A 25636-nucleotide genomic window follows, 5' to 3' on the forward strand; every position below is an offset into this window, starting at 1 on the left:
GCGAGGGGCCCAGTCACACGATGAGCAGTACTACCAACCCGTCGACGCAGCACACGTCCACGATCGGCGCGATCGGCACCCCCAGCCGACGCAACACCGAGCTGGCCCTGCTGGCGTTCGCGGTCGTCATCCCGGTGTTCGCCTACGCCAACGCGGGTCTGGCGATCAACGACCAGGTACCCACCGGCCTGCTGGGCTACGGCCTTGGTCTCGGCGTGCTGGCCAGCATCGGCCATCTCGTCGTACGCAAGTTTGCCGCCTACGCGGACCCGCTGCTGCTGCCGCTGGCCACGCTGCTGAACGGGCTGGGGCTGGTGGTGATCTGGCGCCTGGACCAGTCAGCGCGACTGCAACTGCGCAGCGAGTACTTCGAGGCCTCGCCCCGGCAGCTGCTGAACTCCGCGATCGGTGTCGCCCTGTTCATCGCCGTGCTGATCCTTCTCAAGGACCACCGCGTCCTGCAGCGCTACACGTACATCTCCATGGCAGCGGCCCTCGTGCTTCTGATGCTGCCGCTCGTACCTGGTCTCGGGGCCGAGACGTTCGGCGCCAAGATCTGGATCTCGATCCCCGGCCTCGGCACCATCCAGCCCGGCGAGTTCGCGAAGATCATCCTCGCGATCTTCTTCGCCGGCTATCTCATGGTGAAGCGTGACGCGCTGGCCCTCGCCAGCCGCCGCTTCATGGGCCTCTATCTCCCGCGCGGACGCGACCTCGGCCCGATCATCGTCGTGTGGGTCATTTCCATCCTGATCCTGGTCTTCGAGACCGACCTCGGTACATCTCTGCTGTTCTTCGGCATGTTCGTGATCATGCTGTACGTCGCCACCGAGCGCACCAGCTGGATCGTCTTCGGTCTGCTGATGTCCGCGGTCGGCGCGGTGGGTGTGGCCTCGTTCGAGTCACACGTCCAGCAGCGCGTGCAGGCCTGGCTCGACCCCATGCGCGAATACACCCTGAGCCAATCCGGTGCGGAGGGAATCCACTCCGAGCAGGCCATGCAGGCCCTGTGGGCATTCGGCTCCGGCGGCACCCTCGGTACCGGCCTCGGCCAGGGCAACTCAGACCTCATCGGCTTCGCGGCCAACTCCGACTTCATCCTCGCCACCTTCGGCGAGGAACTGGGCCTGGCCGGGGTCATGGCGATCCTGCTGCTCTACGGGCTGATCATCGAACGCGGCATCCGCACCGCCCTCGCCGCTCGCGACCCCTTCGGCAAGCTGCTCGCCATCGGCCTGTCCGGCGCCTTCGGTCTGCAGGTCTTCGTCGTTGCAGGCGGCGTCATGGGCCTGATCCCGCTGACCGGTATGACCCTGCCCTTCCTGGCCTACGGCGGTTCCTCCGTCATCGCCAACTGGGCGCTGATCGGCATCCTGCTGCGTATCAGTGACACCGCGCGCCGCCCCGCGCCAGCCCCCGCCCCGAACCCCGACGCCGAGATGACCCAGGTGGTCCGACCGTGAATAAACCCCTGCGCCGGATCGCGATCTTCTGCGGGCTCCTCGTGCTCGCCCTGCTCATCCGCGACAACTGGATCCAGTACGTCAAGGCCGACTCCTTGAAGACGGACACCAAGAACCGGCGGGTGGCCATCGAACGCTATGCCACCCCGCGGGGCAACATCATCGTCGACGGCAAAGCCATCACCGGATCGGCGACCACCAAGGGGACGGACTACAAGTACAAGCGCACCTGGAAGAACGGCGAGATGTGGGCGCCGGTCACCGGCTACTCCTCACAGATCGTCGGCGCGAACCAGCTGGAGAGCCTCGAGGACGGCATCCTCACCGGCAACGACGACCGGCTGTTCTTCCGGAACACGCTGGACATGATCACCGGCAGGAAGAAGGAGGGCGGCAGCGTCGTCACCACGCTGAATGCCGCCGCGCAGAAAGCCGCTTTCAACGGCCTCGGCGACAAGAAGGGTGCGGTCGTCGCACTCGACCCCAAGACCGGCGCGATCCTCGCCCTGGCCTCCACGCCGTCGTACGACCCGTCGAGCTTCGCCGGCATCAGCAACAAGGACGGCGAGACCTTCTCGAAGCTGGAGAAGGACGCCGACAAGCCGATGCTGAACCGCGCGCTGCGCGAGACCTACCCGCCGGGCTCCACGTTCAAGGTCGTCACGGCCGCCGCGGCGCTGGAGAAGGGCATCGTCTCGGGTATCGACGACAAGACGAAGACCCCCGACCCGTACCAGCTGCCTGGTACGAGCACCGACCTCACCAACGAGCACGGCGAGTGCAAGAACGCCAGCCTGCGCTATGCGCTGATGGTCTCCTGCAACACCGTCTTCGCGAAGATGTCGGACAACGTCGGCAACGAGGGCATGCGGGAGCAGGCCTCCAAGTTCGGCTTCAACGAGGCCGAACTGGACGTCCCGGTGCGCGCCGCCGAGAGCGTCTACCCCGAGGACAACGAGCCGCAGAACGCCATGGACGGCATCGGACAGGCCTCCAACCGCGCCACCCCGCTGCAGATGGCCATGGTCGCCTCCGCCGTCGCCAACGACGGCGAGCTGATGAAGCCGTACATGGTCGACCAGCTGCGCGCCTCCAACCTCGACGTCATCGAGACGCACGACCCCGAGACGCTGTCCCAGCCGATCTCCTCGGAGACCGCCCAGAAGCTCCAGGACATGATGGAGACCGTCGTCAACGACCCGCAGGGCACCGGCGGCAAGGCGAAGATCGGCGGCGGCGTCACCGTCGGCGGCAAGACCGGAACCGCGCAGCACGGCGTGAACAACAAGGAGAAGCCGTACGCCTGGTTCATCTCCTACGCCAAGCTCAGCGACGGCAGCTCGCCGGTCGCCGTGGCCGTGGTCGTCGAGGACGGCGCGGCCGATCGCGGTGACATCTCCGGTGGCGGTCTGGCCGCCCCGATCGCGAAGAGCGTGATGCAGGCAGTGATCAACAGCAAGAAGTGACCCCGCTCACGTCACCTTCACATCGGTGCACGTTGCGATACCGGTCCTGTATCGGGTGACGCGGTTGGCCAGGTCACAGAAGGCGAGCCGGGTACCGTATGCCCGGAGCACAGCCGCCGGACCACACATCGGTGCGGTCGGGATCCGACGGAGAGGGCTGGTAGGAAGCTATGGAAGAGCCGCGTCGCCTCGGCGGCCGGTACGAGCTGGGCCAGGTGCTCGGCCGTGGTGGCATGGCGGAGGTCTACCTCGCGATGGACACCCGCCTCGGCCGCACCGTGGCGGTGAAGACGCTGCGAGCGGACCTCGCGCGCGACCCCACCTTCCAGGCCAGGTTCCGCCGGGAGGCCCAGTCGGCCGCCTCGCTCAACCACCCCGCGATCGTGGCGGTCTACGACACGGGCGAGGACTACATCGACGGGGTCTCGATCCCGTACATCGTCATGGAGTACGTCGAGGGTTCCACTCTCCGTGAGCTTCTCCACAGCGGCCGCAAGCTGCTGCCGGAGCGGGCCATGGAGATGACCATCGGCATCCTCCAGGGCCTGGAGTACGCCCACCGCAACCAGATCGTCCACCGCGACATCAAGCCGGCCAACGTCATGCTGACGCGCAACGGCCAGGTCAAGGTCATGGACTTCGGCATCGCCCGTGCCATGGGCGACTCCGGCATGACGATGACGCAGACGTCCGCCGTCATCGGCACCGCCCAGTACCTCTCCCCCGAGCAGGCCAAGGGCGAGCAGGTGGACGCCCGCTCCGACCTGTACTCGACGGGCTGTCTGCTCTACGAGCTGCTGACGGTCCGCCCGCCGTTCATCGGTGACTCCCCCGTGGCGGTCGCCTATCAGCACGTGCGGGAGGAGCCCCAGCCGCCGAGCGTCTTCGACCCGGAGATCACGCCGGAGATGGACGCCATCGTTCTGCGTGCCCTGGTCAAGGACCCGGACTACCGCTACCAGTCCGCCGACGAGATGCGCGCCGACATCGAGGCCTGCCTCGACGGCCAGCCCGTCGCGGCCACGGCGGCGATGGGCTCGGTCGGCTACGGCGGCTACCCCGACGACCAGCCGACCACCGCTCTGCGCTCCGACGCCGGCGCCACGACGATGCTGCCCCCGGTCGGTCCGGACGACGGCTACGGCGGTTACGACGACCGCCAGGGCCGCCGCCGCCAGCAGAAGAAGAACAACACCTCGACGATCCTCCTGGTCGTCGCGGGTGTCCTGGTGCTGATCGGCGCGGTCCTCATCGGGCAGTGGATGTTCTCCGGGAACGACGCGGGCAACGACACCCTCAAGGCACCGAACTTCGTCGGACAGACGGAGGCGGAGGCGAGAGCGTCGGCCGAGAACGTCGACCTCAACGTGACGACCACCAAGGCCGAGTGCGAGACGGAGAAGACCGGAAACGTCTGCGCCCAGAACCCGAAGGCCGACGTCAAGGTCAAGAAGGGCGACACCATCGCCCTGACGATCTCGACGGGTGCCCCGAAGGTCGCGGTCCCCGACGTCAAGGGCGTGCCGTTCAACGAGGCCAAGTCCGAACTCGAGCGCAAGGGCTTCAAGGTCGAGAAGGAGACCGAGGAGTCCGACCGCACGGCCGGCATCGTCATCAAGCAGGACCCGGAAGACGGGAAGATCGAGAAGGGCTCCACGGTCACGCTGACGGTGGCCAAGGCCCCGGACAAGGAAACCGTCCCGGACGTGGCCCGGCAGAGCTGTGAAGCCGCCAAGAACCAGATGGCGGCCAACAACCTCGTCGGCACCTGCACCGAGGTCGAGACCGACGACGACGGTCTCGTCGGCAAGGTCGTCGCCACCAGCCCCGAGGCGGGTTCCGAGCTGAACAAGGGCGACACGGTCACCATCCAGATCGGCAAGAAGGCCGAGGAGGAGAAGCCGGAGTCCAAGGTCCCGAACGTCGTGGGACGGACCGTGGGCCAGGCCAAGCAGATCCTGCAGGCGGCCGGCTTCACCAATATCCAGTTCGCGAACGGCAGCGACCAGAGCGACACCGCACTGGTCACCGACCAGGATCCGGACGGCGGCAACGACGCCGACCCGACGCAGACGACGATCACCCTGGCGTCGGTCGGCTTCGGCGGGAACAACGGCAACAACAACAATGGCGGGGGCGACGGCGGCGGCTTCTTCGGATAGCGCCACCGGCTCCTGCAACGACAGAGTCCCGGTCCCCCGAGAGGGGACCGGGACTCTGTCGTTGTTCCGGGACTCTGTCGTTGTCGCGATGTTTCACGTGAAACCGGATGTTTCACGTGAAACATCCACCCCGCAGCCAGGGACGCGACGGCACCCAGCCAGGGGGCGCGACGGCTACCGCAGTTCCTTCGGCAGCGTGCGCTCCGCGTTCACCCGCTCCACGCGCTCCAGCTCGCCCCAGACGATGTACCGGTACCGGGACGTGTAGACGGGCGTGCAGGTGGTGAGGGTGATGTACTTGCCGGCCTTCTTCCTGCCGGACTCCTTGGGGATGTTCGACAGCACCTTGACGTTGTACTTCGAGGTCTCGGTGAGGGTGTCGTAGACCTTGTAGACGTACCAGTTGTCGCGGGTCTCGAAGACGATCGAGTCGCCCTTGCCGAGCTTGTCGATGTTGTGGAACTTCGCGCCGTGGCCGTCCCGGTGGGCGGCGAGGGTGAAGTTGCCGTCCTTGTCCGAGCTGGGAAGGGTCGCCTTGACCGGGTCGGTGTAGTAGCCGGCGACGCCACCGTTGAGGATCTTGGCGGAGGTGCCCTTCTTCACCAGGACCTCGCCGTTGTTCATGGCGGGCACGTGCAGGAAGCCGATGCCGTCCTTGGTGTCCAGGGCACCCGGACCGCTGTCGGCGGCCCAGTTGTCGCGGACCTTGCCCGCTTCCTTGTCCGCCTCGCGATCGGCGAGGACGTTCGTCCACCACAGCGAGTAGACGACGAACAGCCCGAGCACCAGGCCCGCCGTGATGAGGAGTTCACCGAAGACACTGACCGCCATGGCGAGCCGGCTCATCCGGCGGCGCCGTGCAGCGACCTCGGGCGCGCCCGTCTTCTTTTCGGTGTCGCTCGTCTTCTCTTCGGTGCCGTCGGTGGTCACTGCCACAGTTCTTCTTCCGCCCTCGGTCGAGCCCCTACTGGACGAGCGCGTCGGGCTTCCCCTCGCTGCGCGGCCGTTCCTCCACCATCTTGCCCCACACGATCATGCGGTACTTGCTCGTGAACTCCGGCGTGCACGTGGTCAGGGTGATGTAGCGGCCGGGCTTCGTGAAACCGGAGCCCGGGGGCACGGCGTTGAGGACACTGACGTTCGACGGTGGTGTCACCGGCAGGATCGAGGACATGTCGTAGACGTAGTACGTGTCCTGCGTCTCCACGACGATCGGGTCGCCCGGCTTCAGCCGGTTGATGTAGCGGAACGGTTCACCATGGGTGTTGCGGTGGCCGGCGACGCCGAAGTTGCCCGTCTTGTCCTCGGGCATGGCCGTCTTGATGCTGTTGGCGTCGTAGTGGCCGACCATCCCGCGGTCCAGGACCTTCGACTTGCTGATGCCCTCGGCGATCGGCACGACGACGTCCAGCTTCGGGATGTGCAGGATGGCGAAGCCCTGCCCCGGCTCGAACGCTCCCGGCGCGCGCTTCCCGCTCTTCCACTCCTCCTGGAGGCTCGTCGCCTCCCGGCCCGCCTGCTGGTGGGCCCGGATGTTCGACCACCACAACTGGTAGGTGACGAAGAGCAGCATCACCACACCGGTGGTGATGAACACCTCGCCGATCACGCGGCTCGCGATCACCCCCACGCTGGGCTTCTGCGCCCGCGCCGCCCGCCGCGCCTCGATCCGGGACAGCGGCGCCGACGCCGGCGGGGCCGCACCTAAGGGCTGATCGGGCCCCTGAGCGGCCCTGGAGGCCGCGTGGGCCGCCGGGGAGCCTCCGTGCCTCCCGTGCCGTCTGGCGGCCTTACGGCGGGCCGCACGGCCCGCCATGACGGCGGAGGGGGGTATGGACTCGGCCAGCGCCGCCGCCCGTCGCGCTTCCTCCACCCGGAGCGCCACGGTCTCCTCGTCGATCGGAGGGTGTTCCTGGGCCGTGTCCGCGGGCAGGCCCGCCTGGACGCCCGCCGCCGCGTAGAGGTCGTACGAGGCCGGGGGACGGCCCTCGTACGGGGCCTGGGGGCGTTGCCCGTAGGTCTCGTAGGACCCGAACGCGGGCTCGGTGTAGGGCTGCTGTCCGTGCCAGTCGCCCTGGGCGTAGGGAGATGCCTGCGGGGCGGCCCACTGCTGGGGCTCGGCCGGGTCGCGGAAGGGCGTCCCGGGCTCGAAGGTCTCCGCCTCGAACGCCTCGGCGCCCCCGTACGCGGCCTCGCCGCCGTAGGGGGCACTCTCGCGCTCGGGGCGCAGTGCCGTCACGCCGTGGCCCTGCCCACCACGGGGGCGAGCCCCGTCGACCGCGCCACGGCCCCTTGGTCGCCGCACTCCGCCAGCCAGTTGGCGAGCATGCGGTGGCCGTGCTCGGTGAGCACCGATTCGGGGTGGAACTGCACGCCCTCGACGGGCAGCTCGCGGTGCCTGAGGCCCATGATGATCCCGTCGTGGGTGCGCGCCGTGACCCGCAGCTCGGCCGGTACGGTCGTCGGCTCGGCGGCCAGGGAGTGGTACCGGGTCGCCGTGAAGGGGGTGGGCAGGCCCGCGAAGACGCCCTCGCCCTCGTGCTCCACCAGCGAGGTCTTGCCGTGCAGCAGTTCGGGAGCACGGTTCACGACGCCGCCGTACGCCACCTGCATGGACTGCATGCCGAGGCAGACGCCGAAGACCGGGACGCCGGTCGCCGCGCAGTGACGGACCATGTCGACGCAGACGCCGGCTTCCTCGGGGGTGCCCGGCCCGGGGGACAGCAGGACGCCGTCGAAGCCGTCCTGGGCGTGGGCGGTCGCCACCTCGTCGTTGCGCAGCACCTCGCACTGGGCGCCGAGCTGGTAGAGGTACTGGACCAGGTTGAAGACGAAGCTGTCGTAGTTGTCGACGACGAGGACCCGGGCGGGTCGGGCGGCAGTCACTGGTCGTTCACCGTCACATCGTTGAAGGGGAGCAGGGGCTCCGCCCAGGGAAAGACGTACTGGAAGAGGACATAGACGACGGCCAGGGTCAGTACGAGGGAGATCAGGGCCTTCAGCCACGCGTTGCCCGGCAGATGCCGCCAGATCCAGCCGTACATGCCGTCCCTTCCTTCACACCACGGCACCGGAATCACGCCGTACCGCCACCAGACTAACGGCGGAGAGCCTCCGGTTTCCCTGACTCCACGGGCTGGATGGATTCCAGATGGCCCCAGACGACGAGCCGGTGGCTGTGCCCCCACTCCGGGTCGCACGTCGTCAGTGTCAGATAGCGCCCCGCGCGCGTGTACCCGGACTTCCGCGGCAGGGGGTCGATGACCTGGACATCCGTGGGCAATGTCCGATAGGGCCCCTTGTCGATGACGTACGTGAACCAGTCGGCGCCGTCGGACAGGACGACCGCGTCGCCGGGGCGCAGCTTGGGAAAATCTTTGAAGGGATCACCGTAGGTGCGGCGATGGCCGGCGACCGCGAAGTTCCCCTTCTGTCCCAGCTGCGTGGTGTTCGCGTAGTGCCCGAGCCCTTTCTTGAGAGTGTCCGTCTTCGTGCCCTCCAGGACGGGCTTGTTCCACGTGGAACCGAGGCGGGGGATGTACATGAGGGCGAAGGGCTCGGCGTCCCGGTACGGGGCGGGCCGCTGCGGAGCGGTCGGGGCGCCCTGGCCGGACGCCGGCCCCGCGGGCTGCTTGGCCCATCTGTCCCGGAGCAGGTCGACCTGGTGGTCCATCTCGGTATCGGCCTTCACGCCCGTCCAGAAGAGCACGTAGACGACGAACAGCACGATCAGGGTGCCGACGGTGATGCAGAGTTCGCTGACGGTCCTCACGATCACGCGCACCGATACAGGCCCCCCGGCTGCCGTCACTCCACGGGCTTCGCGTACTTCAGATCCACTGTGCCCGAGTACCCGGGCAGAGTCACCGGCCCGTTGTCGGTGACTTTCCAGCCCAGCCCGTAGACGTTGACGTACACCATGTAGTTCTGGATCGCCTTGCTCTCGGCGAGTGCCTTCCGCAGCTTCTCCGGGTCACCGACCGCCTGGATCTTGTACGGCGGTGAGTAGACGCGGCCCTGGAGGATCAGGGTGTTGCCGACGCAGCGGACGGCGCTGGTGGAGATCAGCCGCTGGTCCATGACCTTGATGCCCTCGGCGCCGCCGAGCCACAGGGCGTTCACCACGGCCTGCAGGTCCTGCTGGTGGATGACCAGATAGTCGGGCTGCGGCTCGGGATAGCCGGGGAGCTTGGCGGTGGCGTTCGGCGGGGCGTCGTTCAGGGTGACCGTGAGGGCCTCGCCCCTGAGCTTCTGGGTGCCGGCGTTCTTCTCCAGGGCCTTGAGCCGGGCGTCCTCGGCCTCGGTGCTGCCGTCGTCCCGCTCGGCGAGGGCCTCGACGTCGTCCCGGAGCACCGCGTTGGTCTCGTCGAGCTGCCCGTTCTTGTGGCTGCGCTCCTGGATCAGGTCGGAGAGTTTCAGCAACGAGGCGTCGGTGCGGATGTTGGTGCCCTTGGCGGTGTCGAAGCTGGTGAAGAAGATCAGCCCGGCGAGGGCGAAGACGCCCACGGTGAGCACCCGCACGGGGCGGATGCCTCCGCGGGACGAGCTGTCCTCGCTCCGGTCGGCGGGGGCGGGGCCCGTCCCGGTGGAGCCGCCGGAGCCGGCCTCCGGGGAGGTGCCGGAACCGGCCTCCGGGGAGGTGCCGGAACCGGCCTCGGGGGAGTCGGCCGAATTGCTCAACGTACCCTTATCTCCTTAGGCGCCACGGAAGCACTACGCTAACGGACGCCCGGGGGAGCATTCCGCGTCCCCTTGTACTCTGCCCCGGAGCCCGCCACAGTTCCCTGCGCGGCCACGCAGCGCATCGACAGGAGAGACCCTCGTGCCGAAGTCACGTATCCGCAAGAAGGCCGACTACACGCCGCCGCCGTCCAAGCAGGCCACGAACATCAAGCTGAACAGCCGGGGCTGGGTGGCTCCGGTCATGCTGGCCATGTTCCTCATCGGGCTGGCCTGGATCGTGGTCTTCTACGTGACCGACGGCTCGTTGCCGATCGACGCTCTCGGCAACTGGAACATCGTGGTCGGCTTCGGCTTCATCGCCGCGGGATTCGGCGTCTCCACCCAGTGGAAGTAGCGGTCTCCGCCCGGCGGAAGTAGCTCTCCCCAGAGCTATCCACCGAGTTATCCACAGGCGTTTTCCACAGTGGGGAAAAAGAACGACGATCTGTGGATAACTCACTGGACGTTGACGCCGGTATGACTGACCTACCGGCATCCGCAAGCGCGTTCGCACCTTGCCTGACCTGCGAGAACGCAGGTGAGCAGCAGGGGGCGCACCTGTGTCCGCACCCTATGCACAAGATCCGCCACGTTCTGTGGACAACGGTGCCGGACAGTGCCGAAGAGGCCCCGAAACGGTGACGGTGTGCCATCACCTCAGGTCAGCTGTGCCGTCCGGATCACCGTCATGATCACCACGGCGGCGAGGACCAGGGCGCACATGCCGTACTGGATCAGGGCGCGCCGCTCGCGCGGTGCGTGCACCATCGCGTAGCCGATCAGCACACCGCCCACGAGGCCGCCCACGTGGGCCTCCCAGGCGATGTTGAACATCGGGCTGAAGGTGAAGATCAGGTTGATCACCAGCAGGATGATCAACGGCCGCATGTCGTACCGGAGGCGGCGCATCAGCACGCCTGTCGCACCGAAGAGGCCGAAGATGGCGCCGGACGCACCGAGCGACGGCTGGTTCGGCGCCGCGAGCAGATAGGTGAGCGCGCTGCCCGCGAGGCCCGAGGCGAAGTAGAGGGTCAGATAGCGGGCCCGGCCGAGAGCCGCCTCCAGGGGGCCGCCGATCCACCACAGGCTGAGCATGTTGAACAGGATGTGGGTGACGCTGCCGTGCAGAAACATCGACGTCACCAGCCGGTACCACTGCCCTTCGGCGACGCCCTGGAGCGAGGTGCCCAGTTCCGGGACCCAGGCCCGCCCGATGAGGTCGAACCGGTCGGTGAAGGCATCGCCCAGAACCTGCTGCACCAGGAAGAGCAGCAGGTTCACGCCGATCAGGATCTTGGTGAGGAGCCGGGGATCGGCGGCGATCGTGCCGCCCGCGAGGGTGCGCGGGACGGAGGCGGAGGGTGCGTGGCCCGTGCCGGAGCCGCCGCGGACGCATTCGGGGCACTGGAAGCCCACGGACGCGCTCACCATGCACTCCGGGCAGATGGGGCGCTCACAGCGGGTGCAGCGGATGCCCGTCTCGCGATCCGGGTGCCGGTAGCAGGTGGGCAGGCTCTGCGCGTCCTGCGGGCTGCTCGGCACCTGGTCCATCGGGTCCCCTCCGTGTCGTGTGTGGAGCGCGACGCCCCGCCCATCCCTACGGATGAGCGGGGCGATTGGTTCCCTTCAGGGCCTTGTGACCTTTCGGTTCCGGCCTCGCGGGGAGCCCTGCGTCCTCGGCCCTGGCGGCGCATGCCGACGAGGGTCAGCCCTGGCGGGTCTCCACGACGACCGACTCGATGACGACGTCGTTGACCGGGCGGTCGGTGCGCGGGTTCGTCTGGGTCCCGGCGATGGCGTCCACGATCTTCTGGCTGGACGCGTCGACCACCTCACCGAAGATGGTGTGCTTGCGGGTCAGCCACGCCGTCGGGGAGACGGTGATGAAGAACTGCGAGCCGTTGGTGCCCGGACCCGCGTTGGCCATGGCCAGCAGGTAGGGCTTGTCGAAGGCGAGGTCCGGGTGGAACTCGTCCTCGAACTGGTAGCCGGGGCCGCCGGTGCCGTTGCCCAGCGGGTCACCGCCCTGGATCATGAATCCACTGATCACCCGGTGGAAGACCGTGCCGTCGTAGAGCTTGTCCGTGGACTTCTGGCCGGTGGCCGGATTGGTCCACTCACGCTCGCCCTGGGCGAGCTCGACGAAGTTACGGACCGTCTTGGGCGCGTGGTTCGGCAGCAGCCGCACCTCGATGTCGCCATGGTTGGTCTTCAGGGTGGCGTACAGCTGCTCTGCCACGATCTGCCTTCCGTTGTCCTCTGTGACTCCCCCGATCCTCGCACGGCCGACGCCGTGCGTCCCGCGACGCCCGCCCTCTCGTCCCGGGAGAGCACGCAAAAACCGGCCTAGTACCCCCGGTAGCGGCGCGCTTCGCGACGATCCGTGGCATTGTCGGCACTGTCGCGGACAAGTTCCCGTTGTCCCGTATTCATCCTCTATTGCACGGACCCAATCGCCCGGACCAACGCACGGACCATCGCATGGGCCGGTCCGGCACGGCTCCTGCTGGACGATCGGCCGGAGCCGGCGCCCATGACCCGGATGCCCGCCCGCACATGCCCCGGATCGCTCCGAGAGGCATGATCCCCAAAAGGGTGGAAAGTCGAATTACGTACGCCACCGAGGAGGAGGATCCCGTGACCCGCATCGAGAGCGTGCGCGCCGCGACCGGCTCGGCAAAGGACAGCGTGCTGCACGCCGCGGAAGTGGTGGCGCCCTACGCCGACACGGCCAAGGACAAGGCTTCGCACTACGCGCACGAGGCACGCGTGCTGATCGCGCCGAAGGTGTCGCAGGCCGCGGAGCAGGCCCGCGTCCAGTACGGCGCCCTCGTCGTCCCGCGCCTGGAGCAGGCCCGCACGCATGTGCCGCCCAAGGTCGACCACGCGGCCCATGAAGCCGCCGTCCGCACCCGCAAGGCGGCCCGTCAGGCCGCCGACTACTCCCGCCCCCGCATCGAGCAGGCCGTGGCCGCCGCCGGCCCGGTGCGCGAAGAGGCCACCGCCCGCAGCGTCGCGGCACTGGCCGCACTGCGTGGACAGGTCTCACCGCAGCAGATCCAGAGGCTGGTCCGCAGGCAGCAGCGCCGCGCGAAGCTCGGGCGCGCCGTCAAGGGACTGGCCGTGATCGGCGTCCTGGCCGGAGGCGCGTTCGCCGCCTGGAAGTGGTGGGACAAGCAGGCCAATCCCGACTGGCTGGTCGAGCCGCCCGCCGCCACCGAGGTCTCCGACTCCGGCCGGCTGTCCTCCGTGGACGGCAGCGGTCAGTCCGTCCTCGATCCGGAGGTCGAGGCCAAGCAGGCGGAGGAGGAAGCCGCCGACCGCGACAACCACCGCTGAGGATCTGGGCCCGGCCCCGTTTCCGCCCGGCTGCAGTCGGCCGGCGGAAGATGTCGTCTGCGGCCCGGTCAGGGTCGTCTGCGGCTCGGCTGAGCGGCTCGGCCGTGCCCGAGAGCCCGTCCGACGGGACATTCTCCAACAGCCCGGTGGGGCAGAGGACTTGCTGGTCTTCTGCCCCACCGGGCTGTTTCACGTGAAACGGCGGCCGGCTTCGGGCGCGGTCCACGGGCAGGCCGGAATGTACTGGTCCGGTTGCGAAGAGTGAGGCACCCATTCCGCCACCCTCGCCTGTGACGCAGAACACCGTTTTCGCATATGCGCACACCGACGGACGCCGAGGCACGTCACCCCGTTCCAATGGCCCCTTCACCGCGGAGTGCACACGTAGCGATCGCGACGAACCCCGTCCGCAGCCGCGCCCGCGAATCGGTGCCGGGAACACGAAAAAGGCCGGGCCGGATGTCCTACGACATCCGGCCCGGCCGATCCGCTGTGGAGCCTAGGGGAGTCGAACCCCTGACATCTGCCATGCAAAGACAGCGCTCTACCAACTGAGCTAAGGCCCCGGAGGCGAAGCAACCACCCGGAAGAACCGACCACCGGGGGGCTTCGCAGACCAGAGTACCGGGTCACCCCCGGGATCTCGCAAAAAGATTGGGGGTCCCCGTGGACGACCACTCTCCGTAAGATGCTCGTCGTGGTTCGCTACAGCGAACCACGGTATTTGGGGAAGCGATGGGGAGACGCAATGGACGCCGCACAGCAGGAAGCGACCGCAAGAGCCCGGGAGCTGCAGCGGAACTGGTACGGAGAGCCGCTGGGGGCGCTCTTCCGTAGGCTCATCGAGGACCTGGGGCTCAACCAGGCTCGTCTCGCGGGGGTGCTGGGCCTGTCCGCACCGATGCTGTCGCAGCTGATGAGCGGTCAGCGTGCCAAGATCGGCAATCCGGCAGTGGTCCAGCGGGTGCAGCTGCTGCAGGATCTGGCGGGTCAGGTCGCGGACGGCAGCGTGAGCGCCGCCGAGGCGACCGAGCGCATGGACGAGATCAAGAAGTCACAGGGGGGATCGGTGCTCAGCAACACCACGCAGTCGACGACGAGTTCGGGGGCGCCCACGGTCAAGCGGGTGGTCCGCGAGATCCAGTCACTGCTTCGCTCGGTGGCGGCCGCGGGCGACATCATCGAGGCGGCGGACACCCTCGCCCCGACCCACCCGGAACTGGCAGAGTTCCTCCGGGTGTACGGCGCGGGCCGCACCTCGGACGCGGTGGCGCACTACCAGTCCCACCAGAGCTGAGCCCAAGGCCCGGTCCCCGGAAGGGGGTTCGGCGGCCGGGCCGAGGCCGAAATGGGAACGAGGGTTCTGTAGGCCCCTCTTGAGCCCTGGAGACGTGGACGTAGGCTCCACTCCAGGCAAGCCGGTGGACACAAGCAAGCGGAAGGCAGCGGGGAGACAAGGGGTACAGAGGCGGGACATCGAGCTGCGGGGAGGCCGGGCACGTGCGAGCCGGCTCCGCAAGGGGCGGCAGGAACGCCGTGTCCTCCGCCGGCGGGCAGCCGCGGGGGAGCCGAAGGGGGAACGACGCACAGCCATGGGTGAGGTCTTCGCCGGCCGGTACGAACTGGTCGACCCGATCGGACGCGGGGGAGTCGGCGCGGTCTGGCGCACCTGGGACCACCGCCGCCGCCGCTATGTGGCCGCCAAGGTCCTGCAGCAGCGCGACGCGCACGCCCTGCTGCGCTTCGTCCGCGAGCAGGCCGTGCGGATCGACCATCCCCATGTGCTCGCGCCCGCCAGCTGGGCCGCCGACGACGACAAGGTCCTGTTCACCATGGACCTGGTGGCCGGAGGCTCCCTGGTCAACCTCATCAACGACTACGGCCCCCTCCCGCCCGTCTACGTGTGCGGCCTGCTCGATCAGCTGCTGTCCGGCCTCGCCGCCGTGCACGCCGAGGGCATCATCCACCGCGACATCAAGCCCGCCAACGTGCTGCTGGAGGCCACCGGCACGGCCCGGCCCCGTCTGCGCCTGTCCGACTTCGGCATCGCCATGCGCCTGGGCGAGCCACGTCTGACCGAGACCAACTACGTGGTGGGAACGCCGGGTTACTTCGCTCCCGAGCAGATGCTGGGAGCCGACCCGGACTTCCCGGCCGACCTCTTCGCGGTGGGTCTCGTCGCCCTGTACCTCCTGGAAGGCGCGAAACCCGACTCCAAGGCCCTCATCGAGCACTTCGCCGCCCACGGCACTCCGAAGGCCCCGCGAGGCATCCCCGAGCCGCTGTGGCAGGTCATCGCCACGCTGCTCCAGCCAGACCCCGACTCCCGCTTCCGCACCGCCACGGGCGCCCGAAAGGCCCTCGCCGCCGCCACGGAGCTCCTCCCCGAACCCGGACCCGACGACGAGTTGGTGGAGGTCTTCGACCAACTCGGCCCGCTGCCGTCGGGGTTCGCCCCCCAAGGCCCCCTGCAGAGAGCGTCCGGTCTGGACAAGACCGGAACAGGCGCCCACACCGGCGGCACGGGGACGGACAGTGGCATGTCCTCGCAGGTTCCGGGCCACTTCCCCCCGGCTGCCACACCACCCCCTCTGTCCGGGCCTTCTTCCGGGCCTCCCTCCGCGGCTTCGTCTCCGTCCTCGCTGCCGTTCTCGGCCTCATCTCCGTCGTCGCCCTCGACCGCCTCCGCCTCCTCGCGCTCGGGACCGGTCATGGGAGGTGCCTCACCGTCGGGTGCGGAAGCGACACCTCCGCCACCTCACCACCCGCCCGTCCACAACCCGGCCTTCCAGGGCCCGCCACCCCGGCCCGGCACGGGCACCGCACCACCCACGCCGTCCGCAGCTTCCGGACCGCAGCCCCAGCACATGGGCCTCATACCGCCCCCGCCCACGCCCCCTCCCATGCCCACGACCGCTCCGCCCCCGGCCGGGCCCACCACGTCCGCTCCCGGCCCCGATGCCGGCAGCAGCACCAGCACCGGACATCGGCCGCACGACGAAGCCTCCTCGTCGGCGGCAAGGCCGGCGTCTTCGCCGCACCCCAGTCACATAGCCCCCGGGGTGCCCCCCACCCCCGTACCTCCGCGGCCCGAGCGCGACCCCGCGCCCGTGCAGCCGTCCACGATGTCGGACACCGGCAGCTTCCATCTGCCGCCGCCCCAGGTACTCGCCGCCCGCACCTCCGCGCTCCGGACGGAACAGCAGCGCGGCCACGACCCGGGCCACCCGGAGCACCAAACCGAGCATCAGGCCACTCCCCCCGGCGCGACGCCCGTACAAGCCGTCCCGGCGCAGTACGCCGAACCCACGCATGTCCCCTCCCCCCAGGTCCACTCGCCTCTGGGCCTGGCTCAGGCCCCGATCGCGGCGGTGCAGCAGCACGCTTACGCCTCTACTGGTTCATACACCGCTCGACCCTCCGAGGTTCCACGGCGATCGAGAGCGCTTCCCCGACGCCGCACGGGCCCTTCTCTCAAGGTGGCTCTCCCGGTCCTGCTGCTGGCGCTGGCCTGCTTCGCTGTGGGGTTCTGGGCTCTGGGCCAACTCTGACCTCACCCCTGACCGGCACCGTTCGAAGAGCCAGGCCCCGCCTCACCGCCCCCGGGATGCCCCGTGTCGCCCCCCAGACGCCTCGCCCGCCTCGGGCCGCCCGGCCTGGGCGTCCGCCCCCGCCGTCAGCCGTGCCCTCCCCCTCACCTCGGCGGATGCCCGCCTGCGCGCCACGAGGGTCCACACCACGAGTCCGAACACCAGCAGGCTCCCCGTACCGATGCCACTCGCCGCGACGACCGTCATGGCAAGACGCCGGTCCCCGCCGGAGGAGTCGCCGGAGGAGTCGCCGGAATCCTTGCCGCCGCCGGAAGCGTCCCCGTCGTCGCCACCGCCACCGGCACCCGCTCCGTCCAGCGTCTCCCCCGTGGTCCCCTTCTCCGCGGCCTCCTGGTCGTACGCGGTGACCTCGAAGACTCCGCGCGGCTCGGACGTACCGAGGTATCCCGGCCCGGCGCCGGCCCGGCCCTCCAGCCGCACCCTCAGGGTCAGTCCGAGAGGCTCCTCGCCGTACCGGTCCGCGACCGATGTCCCGAGATGCAGGGCCAGGTAGTACCAGCCCGCGAACCGCATGCTGCTCACTTCGCCGTCGAGGGAGAAACGGTTCTCGTACGCGACGGGCGGGAGCGGGTCGAGGGAGGTGGACCGCTGTTCACCCCTGTAGTTGGCGGTCCCGTCGTCCACGAGGCCGCGTACGGGGTTGTAGAGCGACATGGCGAACGCGTTGCCCACGTACCCGTCGCCACCCGTCGCGCTGCCCAGATCGGCCGTGACGTGGAGCTGCTGTCCCCAGCCCACGGGCACCTTGTAGAACAGCGTCTCCCCGGCCCTGATCCCGGACTCGTCCCGCCAGACGCCCTGCCCCACAGGACTCGCCGTGGCGAAACCGCTCCCGCCGTGCCGGGGCTCGGGGTCGCCGGACAGATCCTCCGGCGGTGCGGAGTCAAAACTCTCGGGAGCACTCGTCGGACCCCCCTTCGTCACAGCGGGTTCAGACACGAAGCCGAGCTCCAGCCCCCACTTCTCCGACGAGCCCTCCGAGGACGAGCCCGACCCCGATCCGGCAGCCGTCCCGGAAACCGCTCCCGCGCCCCCTCCGGCGCCGACTCGTTCCACGACGACGTAGTAGGTCCCCGCCTCCTGACACATGTACTCGTCGCTGCCGATCTCGCGCGAGGCCCAGGCGGTCACGGGGTGCGCGCTGCGGGTGGGACCGAAACGGGCGGTCTCGTAAGCGCAGCGATGCGCGTCGGCGTCCTGCAGGGAGACCCTGATGCCGTCCGCCGAGGCGACCGTCGCTCCGGCGGCGGGTACGACGGTGGCCGAGACGTACGCGTTCGCGGCGGCGTCCAGGTCGAGGCGGTAGTAGAGCTTGCCGCCCGGACCGATGGAGCTGCGGTAGGTCCCGCCGGCCGCCAGCCGCGCGGCACCCGTGCTGCTCGCGGCGCCCTCGATGGTCCTCGCGCCTTCGGCATAGGCGTACGGCGTGGGGTCGTCGGCGGCCGTCGCGGGCCCGGCCGCCGTGATCGCCGCGCACAGGGCCGCTCCCACGGCCGCCACAGTTCGCCACCCGACCGTGCGCCGCCCCATCTAGCGCCACCCCTCGTCGTAGTCCGAAGTTCGCGGCTCCGGAGTCGAAGCCCGCGGGAAAGCCCGAAAGAACCGCGCAGAAGAGCCGTCCGGAAGAACCGCCCGGCAGAAAGCGTGGAAGAAAGCCCGGAGTGAATGCGCCCATCCTGCCGGGCCGTGCCCGCCGGTGCCCTCGTTCCGGGCAAGGAGCGGCCGAAAACAGCCGCTACCAGACCCCTCGCTTTGCTTCGGCAATCACATCGTTCGCCAAGGCGAATCCGATGTCGGCAAGACACTCGTGGATGCCCGAGGGAACGCGGGCGAGGTGCCCGGGCGGCAACACAAAACCCCGACCGCGAGCGCGGCCGGGGTCTGCTCTGAGACTGATGTCGATGTTCACGAACCCGTGGGCACGGAGTCAGTAGCCTCCGTCCACAGGTCCTGCTCGGCGCGATCCGCCTGGATCTGGCGGTACACGAGGAGCCCGCCGATGGCGGCCAGTGCGACCAGGAGAAGCTTCTTCACCGCGCGACCTCGTCTTTCCTTGACGTAGGGGACCTCTGGCGCCCGACTATACACACCGACCGATACCGATCGGTGACCTGCGTCCCGCCCCTCAACTGCCGCCAGGAAGGCCGCAGTAGAACCGGATGCAACTGTTCCGATCGCAGGGTCATCACACAGGTCCCCCACCTCTCCCACACGCGGCGCGAACGCACAGGACAACCGCCTCCGCCACACCTCCGCCGCATCCCCGTCGCCCACACCCCGGCCCCGCCCGCTCTCGCGGCCACCACGGCGCCCGGGGCCCGGGCCCGCACGGCCCCTACGCCCCCGCACGGGCTTCCTGGAGCTTTCCGAGCCCCTTGCGGCCATCCGAGTGGTGTTGATCCGACGATCCACACGCCACGAGCGTCGGTACACGATTCCAGAGCCCACATACACATCATGAGGAAAGTACGCAAATCGCCCAACCCGAAAGTGAGGGGCCATGGCCCAGAACAAGGTCATGAAGCTGTGGACCGCCGTCGTCACCGCCGTCCTGGCGCTGTGCACGGCACTCGGACTGATCACGACCACGGCATCGGCCGCGGTACCCCAGACCGGCACCACCCGCAACTGCGCGGCCCCCACGACGCTGCCGGCCACGGCCTTGCCGGTCCGGCCCCACGATCGCGCCCTGCCCCCCACGATGAAGCAACGCATCCGCGCCGAGGCACACGGCTCCTCGCCCTCCTGCCGCCACCGCGCGCTCCTGGAATCGGAATCCAGGAATTCGGAATCCAGGAATGTCACGGACGCCGTGAACGCCACGAACACCACCGCCCTACGGTCCTCCCTCCCGCAGGCCGAACGGCCCGCCCCACCCCTCCAGCGCTGATCCACCCCAGGCACCAGACCCGCACGACCCCCGTGGCGATCTTGCGTACGAACGCCCCGCGGAACAAACGCGGAACACCAGGAACCCCCGGCCGGAATGGCCGGGGGTTCCTGTGTCACCACTCACCACATACCGATCACCGATCACTGATCACTGATCACCAGTCGAGCCCAGGAACGACGAAGACCCCCAACCGTCATCGGTTGAGGGTCTTCATGCTGGTGGGGCTAACAGGATTTGAACCTGTGGCCTCATCCTTATCAGGGATGCGCTCTAACCAACTGAGCTATAGCCCCGCCGCGCTGTGCGGTGTGTGTCCCGCGCGCTGACTCCTGAAGATTAGCGCACGACGTGGGGAGTCCCAAAATCGATACCCGGAGGGGAGCCGCGGGGCGGTCGGGCAGCCTGACGGGGACGGCGTTCGACGCCGTCCCCGGGGCCGTTCCTAAGTGGTCGCCGTGCTCACTCGTCCTCGGCGAGCGTCAGCTCGATGCCGCCGACGAAGGCCGCGGAGATGTTGTAGATGAAGGCGCCGAGCGTGGCGAGGGCGGTCGCGAGGACGACGTCGATGACCGCGATGATCGTGGTGAACACGAGCACGTTGGGCAGGGACAGGAACGACTGCAGGTCGAAGCCGTTGGACTCGTTCGAGCCGGTGGCCTCGGAGATGGTGGCGCCGACCGTGGAGAACACGCCCATCGCGTTCATGACCATCCACAGCACCGCGGCCGCGACGACCGTGCAGATACCGAGGGCGATGGAGAGCAGGAAGCTGACCTTCATCACGGACCACGGGTCGGCCTTGGCCACTCTCAGCCGCGCCTTGCGCGTCCGCGGCGTCGTGCGCGCTGCCGGGCGCGGCTGGCGCGAACCGTCCGGAGCCGACGGGTACGCCTGCGGCGGGTGGTACGGGCCGGCCTGCTGCTGCGACTGCCGCTCACCGGGCAGCGCCGAGCCACCGGCCTGCGCCTGGGCGGTGGCCTGCGGGGGAGCCGGGCGGGTGGACCCGCCCGCGGCCGCGGCCGTGCCGCCCGGCGCGGGCTGCTGGGCCTGCGCACCACGGGGCTCCGTCACGGTTCCCCCCTGGGGTCCGGCCTTGTCGAGCGACGGCGCGGGCGGAGCCGAGTCGGTCGCGCCCTTGATCGCTTTCAGTTGGGTCGTGTGCGTGTCCATCGCACGCGCGGCGGAGCCACGGCCGCCGCCGTCCGCCTCCGACCCGGTCGAAGTGCCGGCCGAAGTACCGGACGATCCCGCGCCCGTGGCTCCGCTCACGCTGACTCACTCCTCGTGCTACTCGGACGAGGGCGCCTCACCCTCGTCCGTACCGGTCGTCGCGGCACCCTCGGCGGTCTCGTCCACGGCCTCGTCGCCGTCGACCTCCTCCGCCTCCCGCCCCGCCTCGGCGTTACGAGCGATGCCGACGACGGCATCGCGCTTGCCCAGGTTGATCAGTTGGACGCCCATGGTGTCACGGCCGGTTTCCCTGATCTCGTTGACTCGCGTACGAATCACACCGCCCGACAGCGTGATGGCGAGGATCTCGTCGGTCTCCTCGACCACCAGCGCACCGACGAGCGAGCCGCGGTCCTCGACGATCTTGGCGGCCTTGATACCGAGGCCGCCGCGACCTTGGACGCGGTACTCGTCGACGTTGGTCCGCTTCGCGTACCCGCCGTCTGTGGCAGTGAACACGAACGTACCGGGTCGAACAACATTCATCGAGAGCAGCTCGTCGCCCTCACGGAAACTCATGCCCTTGACACCCGAGGTGGCACGGCCCATGGGCCGCAATGCCTCGTCCGTCGCGGTGAAGCGGATCGATTGTGCCTTCTTGCTGATCAGAAGGATGTCACTATCCGACGATACGAGTTCGGCTCCGATCAGTTCGTCATCGGAACCGTCCTCCTTCTCACGGAGGTTGATCGCGATGACACCGCCGGAACGGGGCGAATCGTAATCCTTCAGAGGCGTCTTCTTCACAAGACCGCCCTTGGTGGCGAGCACCAGATAGGGCGCGGCCTCGTAGTCGCGGATCGCGAGGATCTCGGCGATCGCCTCGTCCGGCTGGAAGGCCAGCAGGTTGGCGACGTGCTGTCCACGCGCGTCACGTCCGGCGTCCGGCAGCTCGTAGGCCTTGGCCCGGTAGACACGGCCCTTGTTGGTGAAGAACAGCAGCCAGTGGTGGGTCGTGGAGACGAAGAAGTGGTCGACGATGTCGTCTTCCTTGAGCTTCGTACCGCGCACGCCCTTGCCGCCGCGCTTCTGCGCGCGGTAGTCCACCGTCTTGGTCCGCTTGACGTAACCGCCGCGCGAGACGGTGACGACGATGTCCTCCTCGGCGATGAGGTCCTCGATGGACATGTCACCGTCGTAGGGCACCAGCATCGTCTTGCGGTCGTCGCCGAACTTCTCCACGATCGCGGCGAGTTCCGCGCTGACGATGCCGCGCTGGCGGACCGGGGAGGCGAGGATCTCGTTGTACTCGCGGATCTTGGCCTGAAGTTCGTCGTGCTCCTGGATGATCTTCTGGCGCTCCAGGGCGGCGAGGCGGCGCAGCTGCATCTCGAGGATGGCGTTCGCCTGGATCTCGTCGATCTCCAGGAGCTCCATCAGGCCCGTACGCGCGATGTCGACGGTGTCGCTGCGCCGGATCAGCGCGATGACCTCGTCGATGGCGTCCAGGGCCTTCAGCAGGCCGCGCAGGATGTGCGCCCGCTCCTCGGCCTTGCGCAGCCGGAACTTCGTACGGCGGACGATGACCTCGATCTGGTGCGTCACCCAGTGGCGGATGAACGCGTCGAGCGAGAGGGTGCGGGGCACGCCGTCGACCAGCGCCAGCATGTTGGCGCCGAAGTTCGTCTGCAGGTCCGTGTGCTTGTACAGGTTGTTCAGCACGACCTTGGCGACCGCGTCGCGCTTCAGGACGATGACCAGGCGCTGGCCCGTACGGGACGACGTCTCGTCACGGACGTCCGCGATACCGCCGATCTTGCCGTCCTTCACGAGGTCGGCGATCTTCTGCGCGAGGTTGTCCGGGTTGACCTGGTAGGGAAGCTCCGTGACCACCAGGCACTGGCGGTTCTGGATCTCCTCGACCTCGACGACCGCGCGCATCGTGATGGAGCCACGGCCCGTGCGGTACGCCTCCTCGATGCCCTTGCGGCCGACCACCAGGGCGCCGGTCGGGAAGTCGGGGCCCTTGATGCGCTCGATCAGCGCGTCCAGGAGGTCCTCGTGGGAGGCGTCGGGGTTCTCCAGGTACCACTGGGCGCCGGCCGCGACCTCGCGGAGGTTGTGCGGCGGGATGTTGGTCGCCATGCCGACAGCGATGCCGGCCGAGCCGTTGATCAGCAGGTTCGGGAAGCGGGCGGGCAGGACGGTCGGCTCCTGGGAGCGGCCGTCGTAGTTGTCCGTGAAGTCGACGGTGTCCTCGTCGATGTCACGGACCATCTCCATCGACAGCGGCGCCATCTTGCACTCGGTGTAGCGCATGGCCGCCGCCGGGTCGTTGCCCGGCGAGCCGAAGTTGCCGTTGGAGTCCACCAGCGGCATCCGCATCGACCACGGCTGCGCGAGGCGGACCAGCGCGTCGTAGATCGAGGAGTCGCCGTGCGGGTGGTAGTTGCCCATGACGTCGCCGACGACACGGGCACACTTGTAGAAGCCCTTCTCGGGCCGGTAGCCGCCGTCGTACATCGCGTACAGGACGCGGCGGTGGACGGGCTTGAGACCGTCGCGTACGTCGGGCAGCGCGCGGGACACGATGACGGACATCGCGTAGTCGAGGTACGAGCGCTGCATCTCGGTCTCGAGCCCGACGGGCTCGACGCGCATGACGGTCTCGCCGCCCTCTTCGGGCGTCACTGGAGTGTTCTGGTCGGCCATGGCCGGTGAAGATCCTTCCCTGTGCGGTCAGCTGAGACCGACTCAGATGTCGAGGAAGCGGACGTCCTTGGCGTTGCGCTGGATGAACGCGCGACGGGCCTCGACGTCCTCACCCATCAGGACCGAGAACAGGTCGTCGGCCTGGGCTGCGTCGTCGAGCGTGACCTGGCCGAGGACGCGGTGCTCCTGGTCCATCGTCGTGATGCGCAGTTCCTCGGCGTTCATCTCGCCGAGGCCCTTGAAGCGCTGGATCGAGTCCTCCCGGATGCGCTTGCCGCGCTGCCGGCCCATCTCGATCAGCGCGTCGCGCTCGCGGTCGGAGTACGCGTACTCGATGTCCTCGCGTCCCCACTTGATCTTGTAGAGCGGCGGGCGGGACAGGAACACGTGCCCGGCCTCGACCAGCGGCCGCATGAAGCGGAACAGGAAGGTCAGCAGCAGGGTGTTGATGTGCTGGCCGTCGACGTCGGCGTCCGCCATCAGGATGATCTTGTGATAGCGCAGCTTCTCGATGTCGAAGTCCTCGTGGACTCCGGTGCCGAAGGCCGAGATCAGCGCCTGGATCTCCTGGTTCTGCAGGATCTTGTCGATCCTGGCCTTCTCCACGTTGAGGATCTTGCCGCGGATCGGGAGGATCGCCTGGTACTCGGGGTTCCGGCCGGACTTGGCCGAACCACCGGCGGAGTCACCCTCGACGATGAAGATCTCGCACTTGGTGGGGTCGTTCGACTGGCAGTCGGAGAGCTTGCCCGGCAGCGACGCCGTCTCCAGGAGGCCCTTGCGGCGGGTGAGGTCCCGGGCCTTGCGGGCCGCCACGCGCGCGGTGGCCGCCTGGATGCCCTTGCGGACGATGTCCGCCGCCTCGACCGGGTTGCGGTCCAGCCAGTCGTTCAGGTGCTCGTAGACGACCTTCTGGACGAAGGTCTTCACCTCGGTGTTGCCCAGCTTGGTCTTGGTCTGGCCCTCGAACTGCGGCTCGCTCAGCTTCACCGAGATGATCGCCGTCAGGCCCTCGCGGATGTCGTCGCCCGTGAGGTTGTCGTCCTTCTCCCGCAGGAGCTTCTTCTCGCGCGCGTACTTGTTGACCAGGTTCGTCAGCGCCGCGCGGAAGCCCTCTTCGTGCGTACCGCCCTCGTGCGTGTGGATGATGTTCGCGAAGGAGTAGACACCCTCGCTGTAACCGCTGTTCCACTGCATCGCGAGTTCGAGGGACAGGCTCCTGTCCTTGTCCTCGGCCTCCAGGTCGATCACGGTGGGGTGCACCACGTCCCCCTTGCGGGAGTTGAGGTACTTCACGAAGTCGACGATGCCGCCCTCGTAGTGGTACGAGACGCTCTTGACCTCGTGCTTCTCGTCCTCGCCCGCCTCGTCCGCCCCGGCCGTGGCCTTCGCCGACTCCCGCTCGTCGGCGAGGTTGATCCGCAGACCCTTGTTGAGGAACGCCATCTCCTGGAAACGCCGCGAGAGCGTCTCGAAGGAGTACTCCGTGGTCTCGAAGATGTCCGGGTCGGCCCAGAAGGTGACCGTGGTTCCGTGCTCGTCCGTGGCCTCGTGCTGGGCGAGCGGGGCCGTCGGGACGCCCAACTTGTAGTCCTGGGTCCAGCGGTGGCCGTCGGTCTTGATCTCGACGGACACCCTGGTCGACAGGGCGTTCACGACGGAGACACCCACGCCGTGCAGACCGCCGGAGACCGCGTAGCCGCCGCCCCCGAACTTGCCGCCCGCGTGCAGGACCGTCAGCACGACCTCGACGGCCGGCTTGCCCTCGGAGGGGACGATGCCGACCGGGATGCCACGGCCGTTGTCGACGACCCGCACACCGCCGTCGGCGAGGATCGTGACGTCGATGGTGTCCGCGTGGCCGGCCAGTGCCTCGTCGACCGAGTTGTCGACGACCTCTTGCACCAGGTGGTGAAGTCCGCGCTCACCGGTGGAACCGATGTACATACCGGGCCGCTTGCGGACCGCGTCCAGGCCTTCGAGGACGGTGATGGCGCTGGCGTCGTACGCCGTGGCCGAGGCCTCGGCGACTCCGGCCGGGGCCTCGGTGGACAGGATGTTCTCGTTGGGGTTGCCGGAATCGGCCACGAAGCGCCCT

The 25636-nt window shown here is 68.6% G+C and carries 21 protein-coding genes and 2 tRNA genes; 8 read left to right on the forward strand and 15 right to left on the reverse strand.

Going from position 1 to position 25636, the window contains the following annotated elements; genetic code table 11:
• The first annotated feature begins 20 nt into the window (after nucleotides 1–20).
• From PYR72_RS24610 to pknB, 3 genes are all read left to right on the forward strand, one after another.
• Complete coding sequence (locus PYR72_RS24610; RefSeq protein WP_275457342.1) at nucleotides 21–1463, forward strand: FtsW/RodA/SpoVE family cell cycle protein; 1443 nt, start codon at nucleotides 21–23, stop codon at nucleotides 1461–1463.
• Nucleotides 1460–2929, forward strand: coding sequence for a penicillin-binding transpeptidase domain-containing protein (locus PYR72_RS24615; protein ID WP_275457343.1), 1470 nt, complete (start codon nucleotides 1460–1462; stop codon nucleotides 2927–2929). The genes PYR72_RS24610 and PYR72_RS24615 overlap by 4 nt, the downstream gene beginning before the upstream one ends.
• A 170-nt stretch (nucleotides 2930–3099) precedes the next feature.
• Nucleotides 3100–5091: a Stk1 family PASTA domain-containing Ser/Thr kinase gene (pknB, locus tag PYR72_RS24620; protein ID WP_275457344.1), complete on the forward strand. Its 1992-nt coding sequence runs from the start codon at nucleotides 3100–3102 to the stop codon at nucleotides 5089–5091.
• Nucleotides 5092–5265: 174 nt separating this feature from the next.
• Here the strand turns inward: pknB and PYR72_RS24625 are convergent, their stop codons facing one another.
• The 6 genes from PYR72_RS24625 to PYR72_RS24650 are packed head-to-tail and all read right to left on the reverse strand — an operon-like array spanning nucleotide 5266 to nucleotide 9771.
• Entirely contained in the window at nucleotides 5266–6021 is a 756-nt protein-coding gene (locus PYR72_RS24625; RefSeq protein WP_275460505.1) for a class E sortase, read from the reverse strand.
• Between the two features lie 34 nt (nucleotides 6022–6055).
• Nucleotides 6056–7330, reverse strand: a complete 1275-nt coding sequence (locus tag PYR72_RS24630) for a class E sortase (protein WP_275457345.1) — start codon at nucleotides 7328–7330, stop codon at nucleotides 6056–6058.
• On the reverse strand, nucleotides 7327–7977 hold the full coding sequence (locus PYR72_RS24635) for an aminodeoxychorismate/anthranilate synthase component II (protein WP_013002226.1): 651 nt from the start codon (nucleotides 7975–7977) through the stop codon (nucleotides 7327–7329). The genes PYR72_RS24630 and PYR72_RS24635 overlap by 4 nt, the downstream gene beginning before the upstream one ends.
• Nucleotides 7974–8135, reverse strand: a complete 162-nt coding sequence (locus PYR72_RS24640; RefSeq protein WP_020113582.1) for a hypothetical protein — start codon at nucleotides 8133–8135, stop codon at nucleotides 7974–7976. The genes PYR72_RS24635 and PYR72_RS24640 overlap by 4 nt, the downstream gene beginning before the upstream one ends.
• Nucleotides 8136–8188: 53 nt before the next feature.
• Complete coding sequence (locus PYR72_RS24645; RefSeq protein WP_275457346.1) at nucleotides 8189–8875, reverse strand: class E sortase; 687 nt, start codon at nucleotides 8873–8875, stop codon at nucleotides 8189–8191.
• Between the two features lie 23 nt (nucleotides 8876–8898).
• Entirely contained in the window at nucleotides 8899–9771 is an 873-nt protein-coding gene (locus PYR72_RS24650; RefSeq protein ID WP_275457347.1) for a DUF881 domain-containing protein, read from the reverse strand.
• Between the two features lie 142 nt (nucleotides 9772–9913).
• Here PYR72_RS24650 and crgA point away from each other — a divergent pair, with 142 nt between their 5' ends.
• Entirely contained in the window at nucleotides 9914–10168 is a 255-nt protein-coding gene (gene crgA, locus PYR72_RS24655) for a cell division protein CrgA (RefSeq protein ID WP_013002230.1), read from the forward strand.
• Nucleotides 10169–10470: 302 nt separating this feature from the next.
• On the opposite strand, the gene PYR72_RS24660 is transcribed toward crgA, so the two are convergent.
• Both PYR72_RS24660 and PYR72_RS24665 read right to left on the reverse strand, forming a co-directional pair.
• A complete protein-coding gene (locus PYR72_RS24660) occupies nucleotides 10471–11364 on the reverse strand; it encodes a rhomboid family intramembrane serine protease (protein WP_275457348.1) in 894 nt (297 codons plus the stop codon).
• A gap of 154 nt (nucleotides 11365–11518) precedes the next feature.
• On the reverse strand, nucleotides 11519–12052 hold the full coding sequence (locus PYR72_RS24665; protein WP_059079567.1) for a peptidylprolyl isomerase: 534 nt from the start codon (nucleotides 12050–12052) through the stop codon (nucleotides 11519–11521).
• A gap of 398 nt (nucleotides 12053–12450) precedes the next feature.
• Between PYR72_RS24665 and PYR72_RS24670 the strand changes: the two genes are divergently transcribed.
• Nucleotides 12451–13152 (forward strand): DUF5324 family protein, encoded by a 702-nt coding sequence (locus PYR72_RS24670; RefSeq protein WP_059079568.1) that lies wholly within the window; start codon nucleotides 12451–12453, stop codon nucleotides 13150–13152.
• 493 nt (nucleotides 13153–13645) lie between these two features.
• On the opposite strand, the gene PYR72_RS24675 is transcribed toward PYR72_RS24670, so the two are convergent.
• Nucleotides 13646–13718 (reverse strand) — tRNA-Ala (locus tag PYR72_RS24675).
• Between the two features lie 182 nt (nucleotides 13719–13900).
• Between PYR72_RS24675 and PYR72_RS24680 the strand changes: the two genes are divergently transcribed.
• Nucleotides 13901–14449, forward strand: coding sequence for a transcriptional regulator (locus tag PYR72_RS24680; protein ID WP_005482990.1), 549 nt, complete (start codon nucleotides 13901–13903; stop codon nucleotides 14447–14449).
• Nucleotides 14450–14744: 295 nt separating this feature from the next.
• Nucleotides 14745–16703 (forward strand): protein kinase, encoded by a 1959-nt coding sequence (locus PYR72_RS24685; RefSeq protein WP_275457349.1) that lies wholly within the window; start codon nucleotides 14745–14747, stop codon nucleotides 16701–16703.
• 42 nt (nucleotides 16704–16745) lie between these two features.
• Here PYR72_RS24685 and PYR72_RS24690 read toward each other — a convergent pair whose 3' ends face one another.
• Together PYR72_RS24690 and PYR72_RS24695 are read right to left on the reverse strand one after the other, a co-directional pair.
• The gene (locus tag PYR72_RS24690) at nucleotides 16746–18254 is read right to left on the reverse strand and encodes a hypothetical protein (RefSeq protein WP_275457350.1); all 1509 of its coding nucleotides are present in this window, start codon (nucleotides 18252–18254) and stop codon (nucleotides 16746–16748) included.
• 414 nt (nucleotides 18255–18668) lie between these two features.
• A complete protein-coding gene (locus tag PYR72_RS24695) occupies nucleotides 18669–18797 on the reverse strand; it encodes a DLW-39 family protein (RefSeq protein ID WP_003999697.1) in 129 nt (42 codons plus the stop codon).
• Nucleotides 18798–19263: 466 nt separating this feature from the next.
• On the opposite strand from PYR72_RS24695, the gene PYR72_RS24700 reads away from it, so the two are divergent.
• On the forward strand, nucleotides 19264–19653 hold the full coding sequence (locus PYR72_RS24700; RefSeq protein WP_275457351.1) for a DUF6344 domain-containing protein: 390 nt from the start codon (nucleotides 19264–19266) through the stop codon (nucleotides 19651–19653).
• 219 nt (nucleotides 19654–19872) lie between these two features.
• On the opposite strand, the gene PYR72_RS24705 is transcribed toward PYR72_RS24700, so the two are convergent.
• The 4 genes from PYR72_RS24705 to gyrB form a co-directional block, all read right to left on the reverse strand.
• A tRNA-Ile gene (locus PYR72_RS24705) sits at nucleotides 19873–19949 on the reverse strand.
• A gap of 166 nt (nucleotides 19950–20115) precedes the next feature.
• Nucleotides 20116–20925 carry a DUF3566 domain-containing protein gene (locus PYR72_RS24710; RefSeq protein WP_275457352.1) on the reverse strand — a complete coding sequence of 270 codons (810 nt, stop codon included), beginning with the start codon at nucleotides 20923–20925 and terminating at the stop codon, nucleotides 20116–20118.
• A gap of 18 nt (nucleotides 20926–20943) precedes the next feature.
• The gene (gene gyrA, locus PYR72_RS24715; RefSeq protein ID WP_275457353.1) at nucleotides 20944–23538 is read right to left on the reverse strand and encodes a DNA gyrase subunit A; all 2595 of its coding nucleotides are present in this window, start codon (nucleotides 23536–23538) and stop codon (nucleotides 20944–20946) included.
• Nucleotides 23539–23580: 42 nt separating this feature from the next.
• Nucleotides 23581–25626, reverse strand: a complete 2046-nt coding sequence (gyrB, locus tag PYR72_RS24720; RefSeq protein WP_275457354.1) for a DNA topoisomerase (ATP-hydrolyzing) subunit B — start codon at nucleotides 25624–25626, stop codon at nucleotides 23581–23583.
• Nucleotides 25627–25636: the final 10 nt, after the last annotated feature.

The organism is Streptomyces sp. VNUA24 (assembly GCF_029167005.1).
Lineage (GTDB): Bacteria > Actinomycetota > Actinomycetes > Streptomycetales > Streptomycetaceae > Streptomyces > Streptomyces scabiei.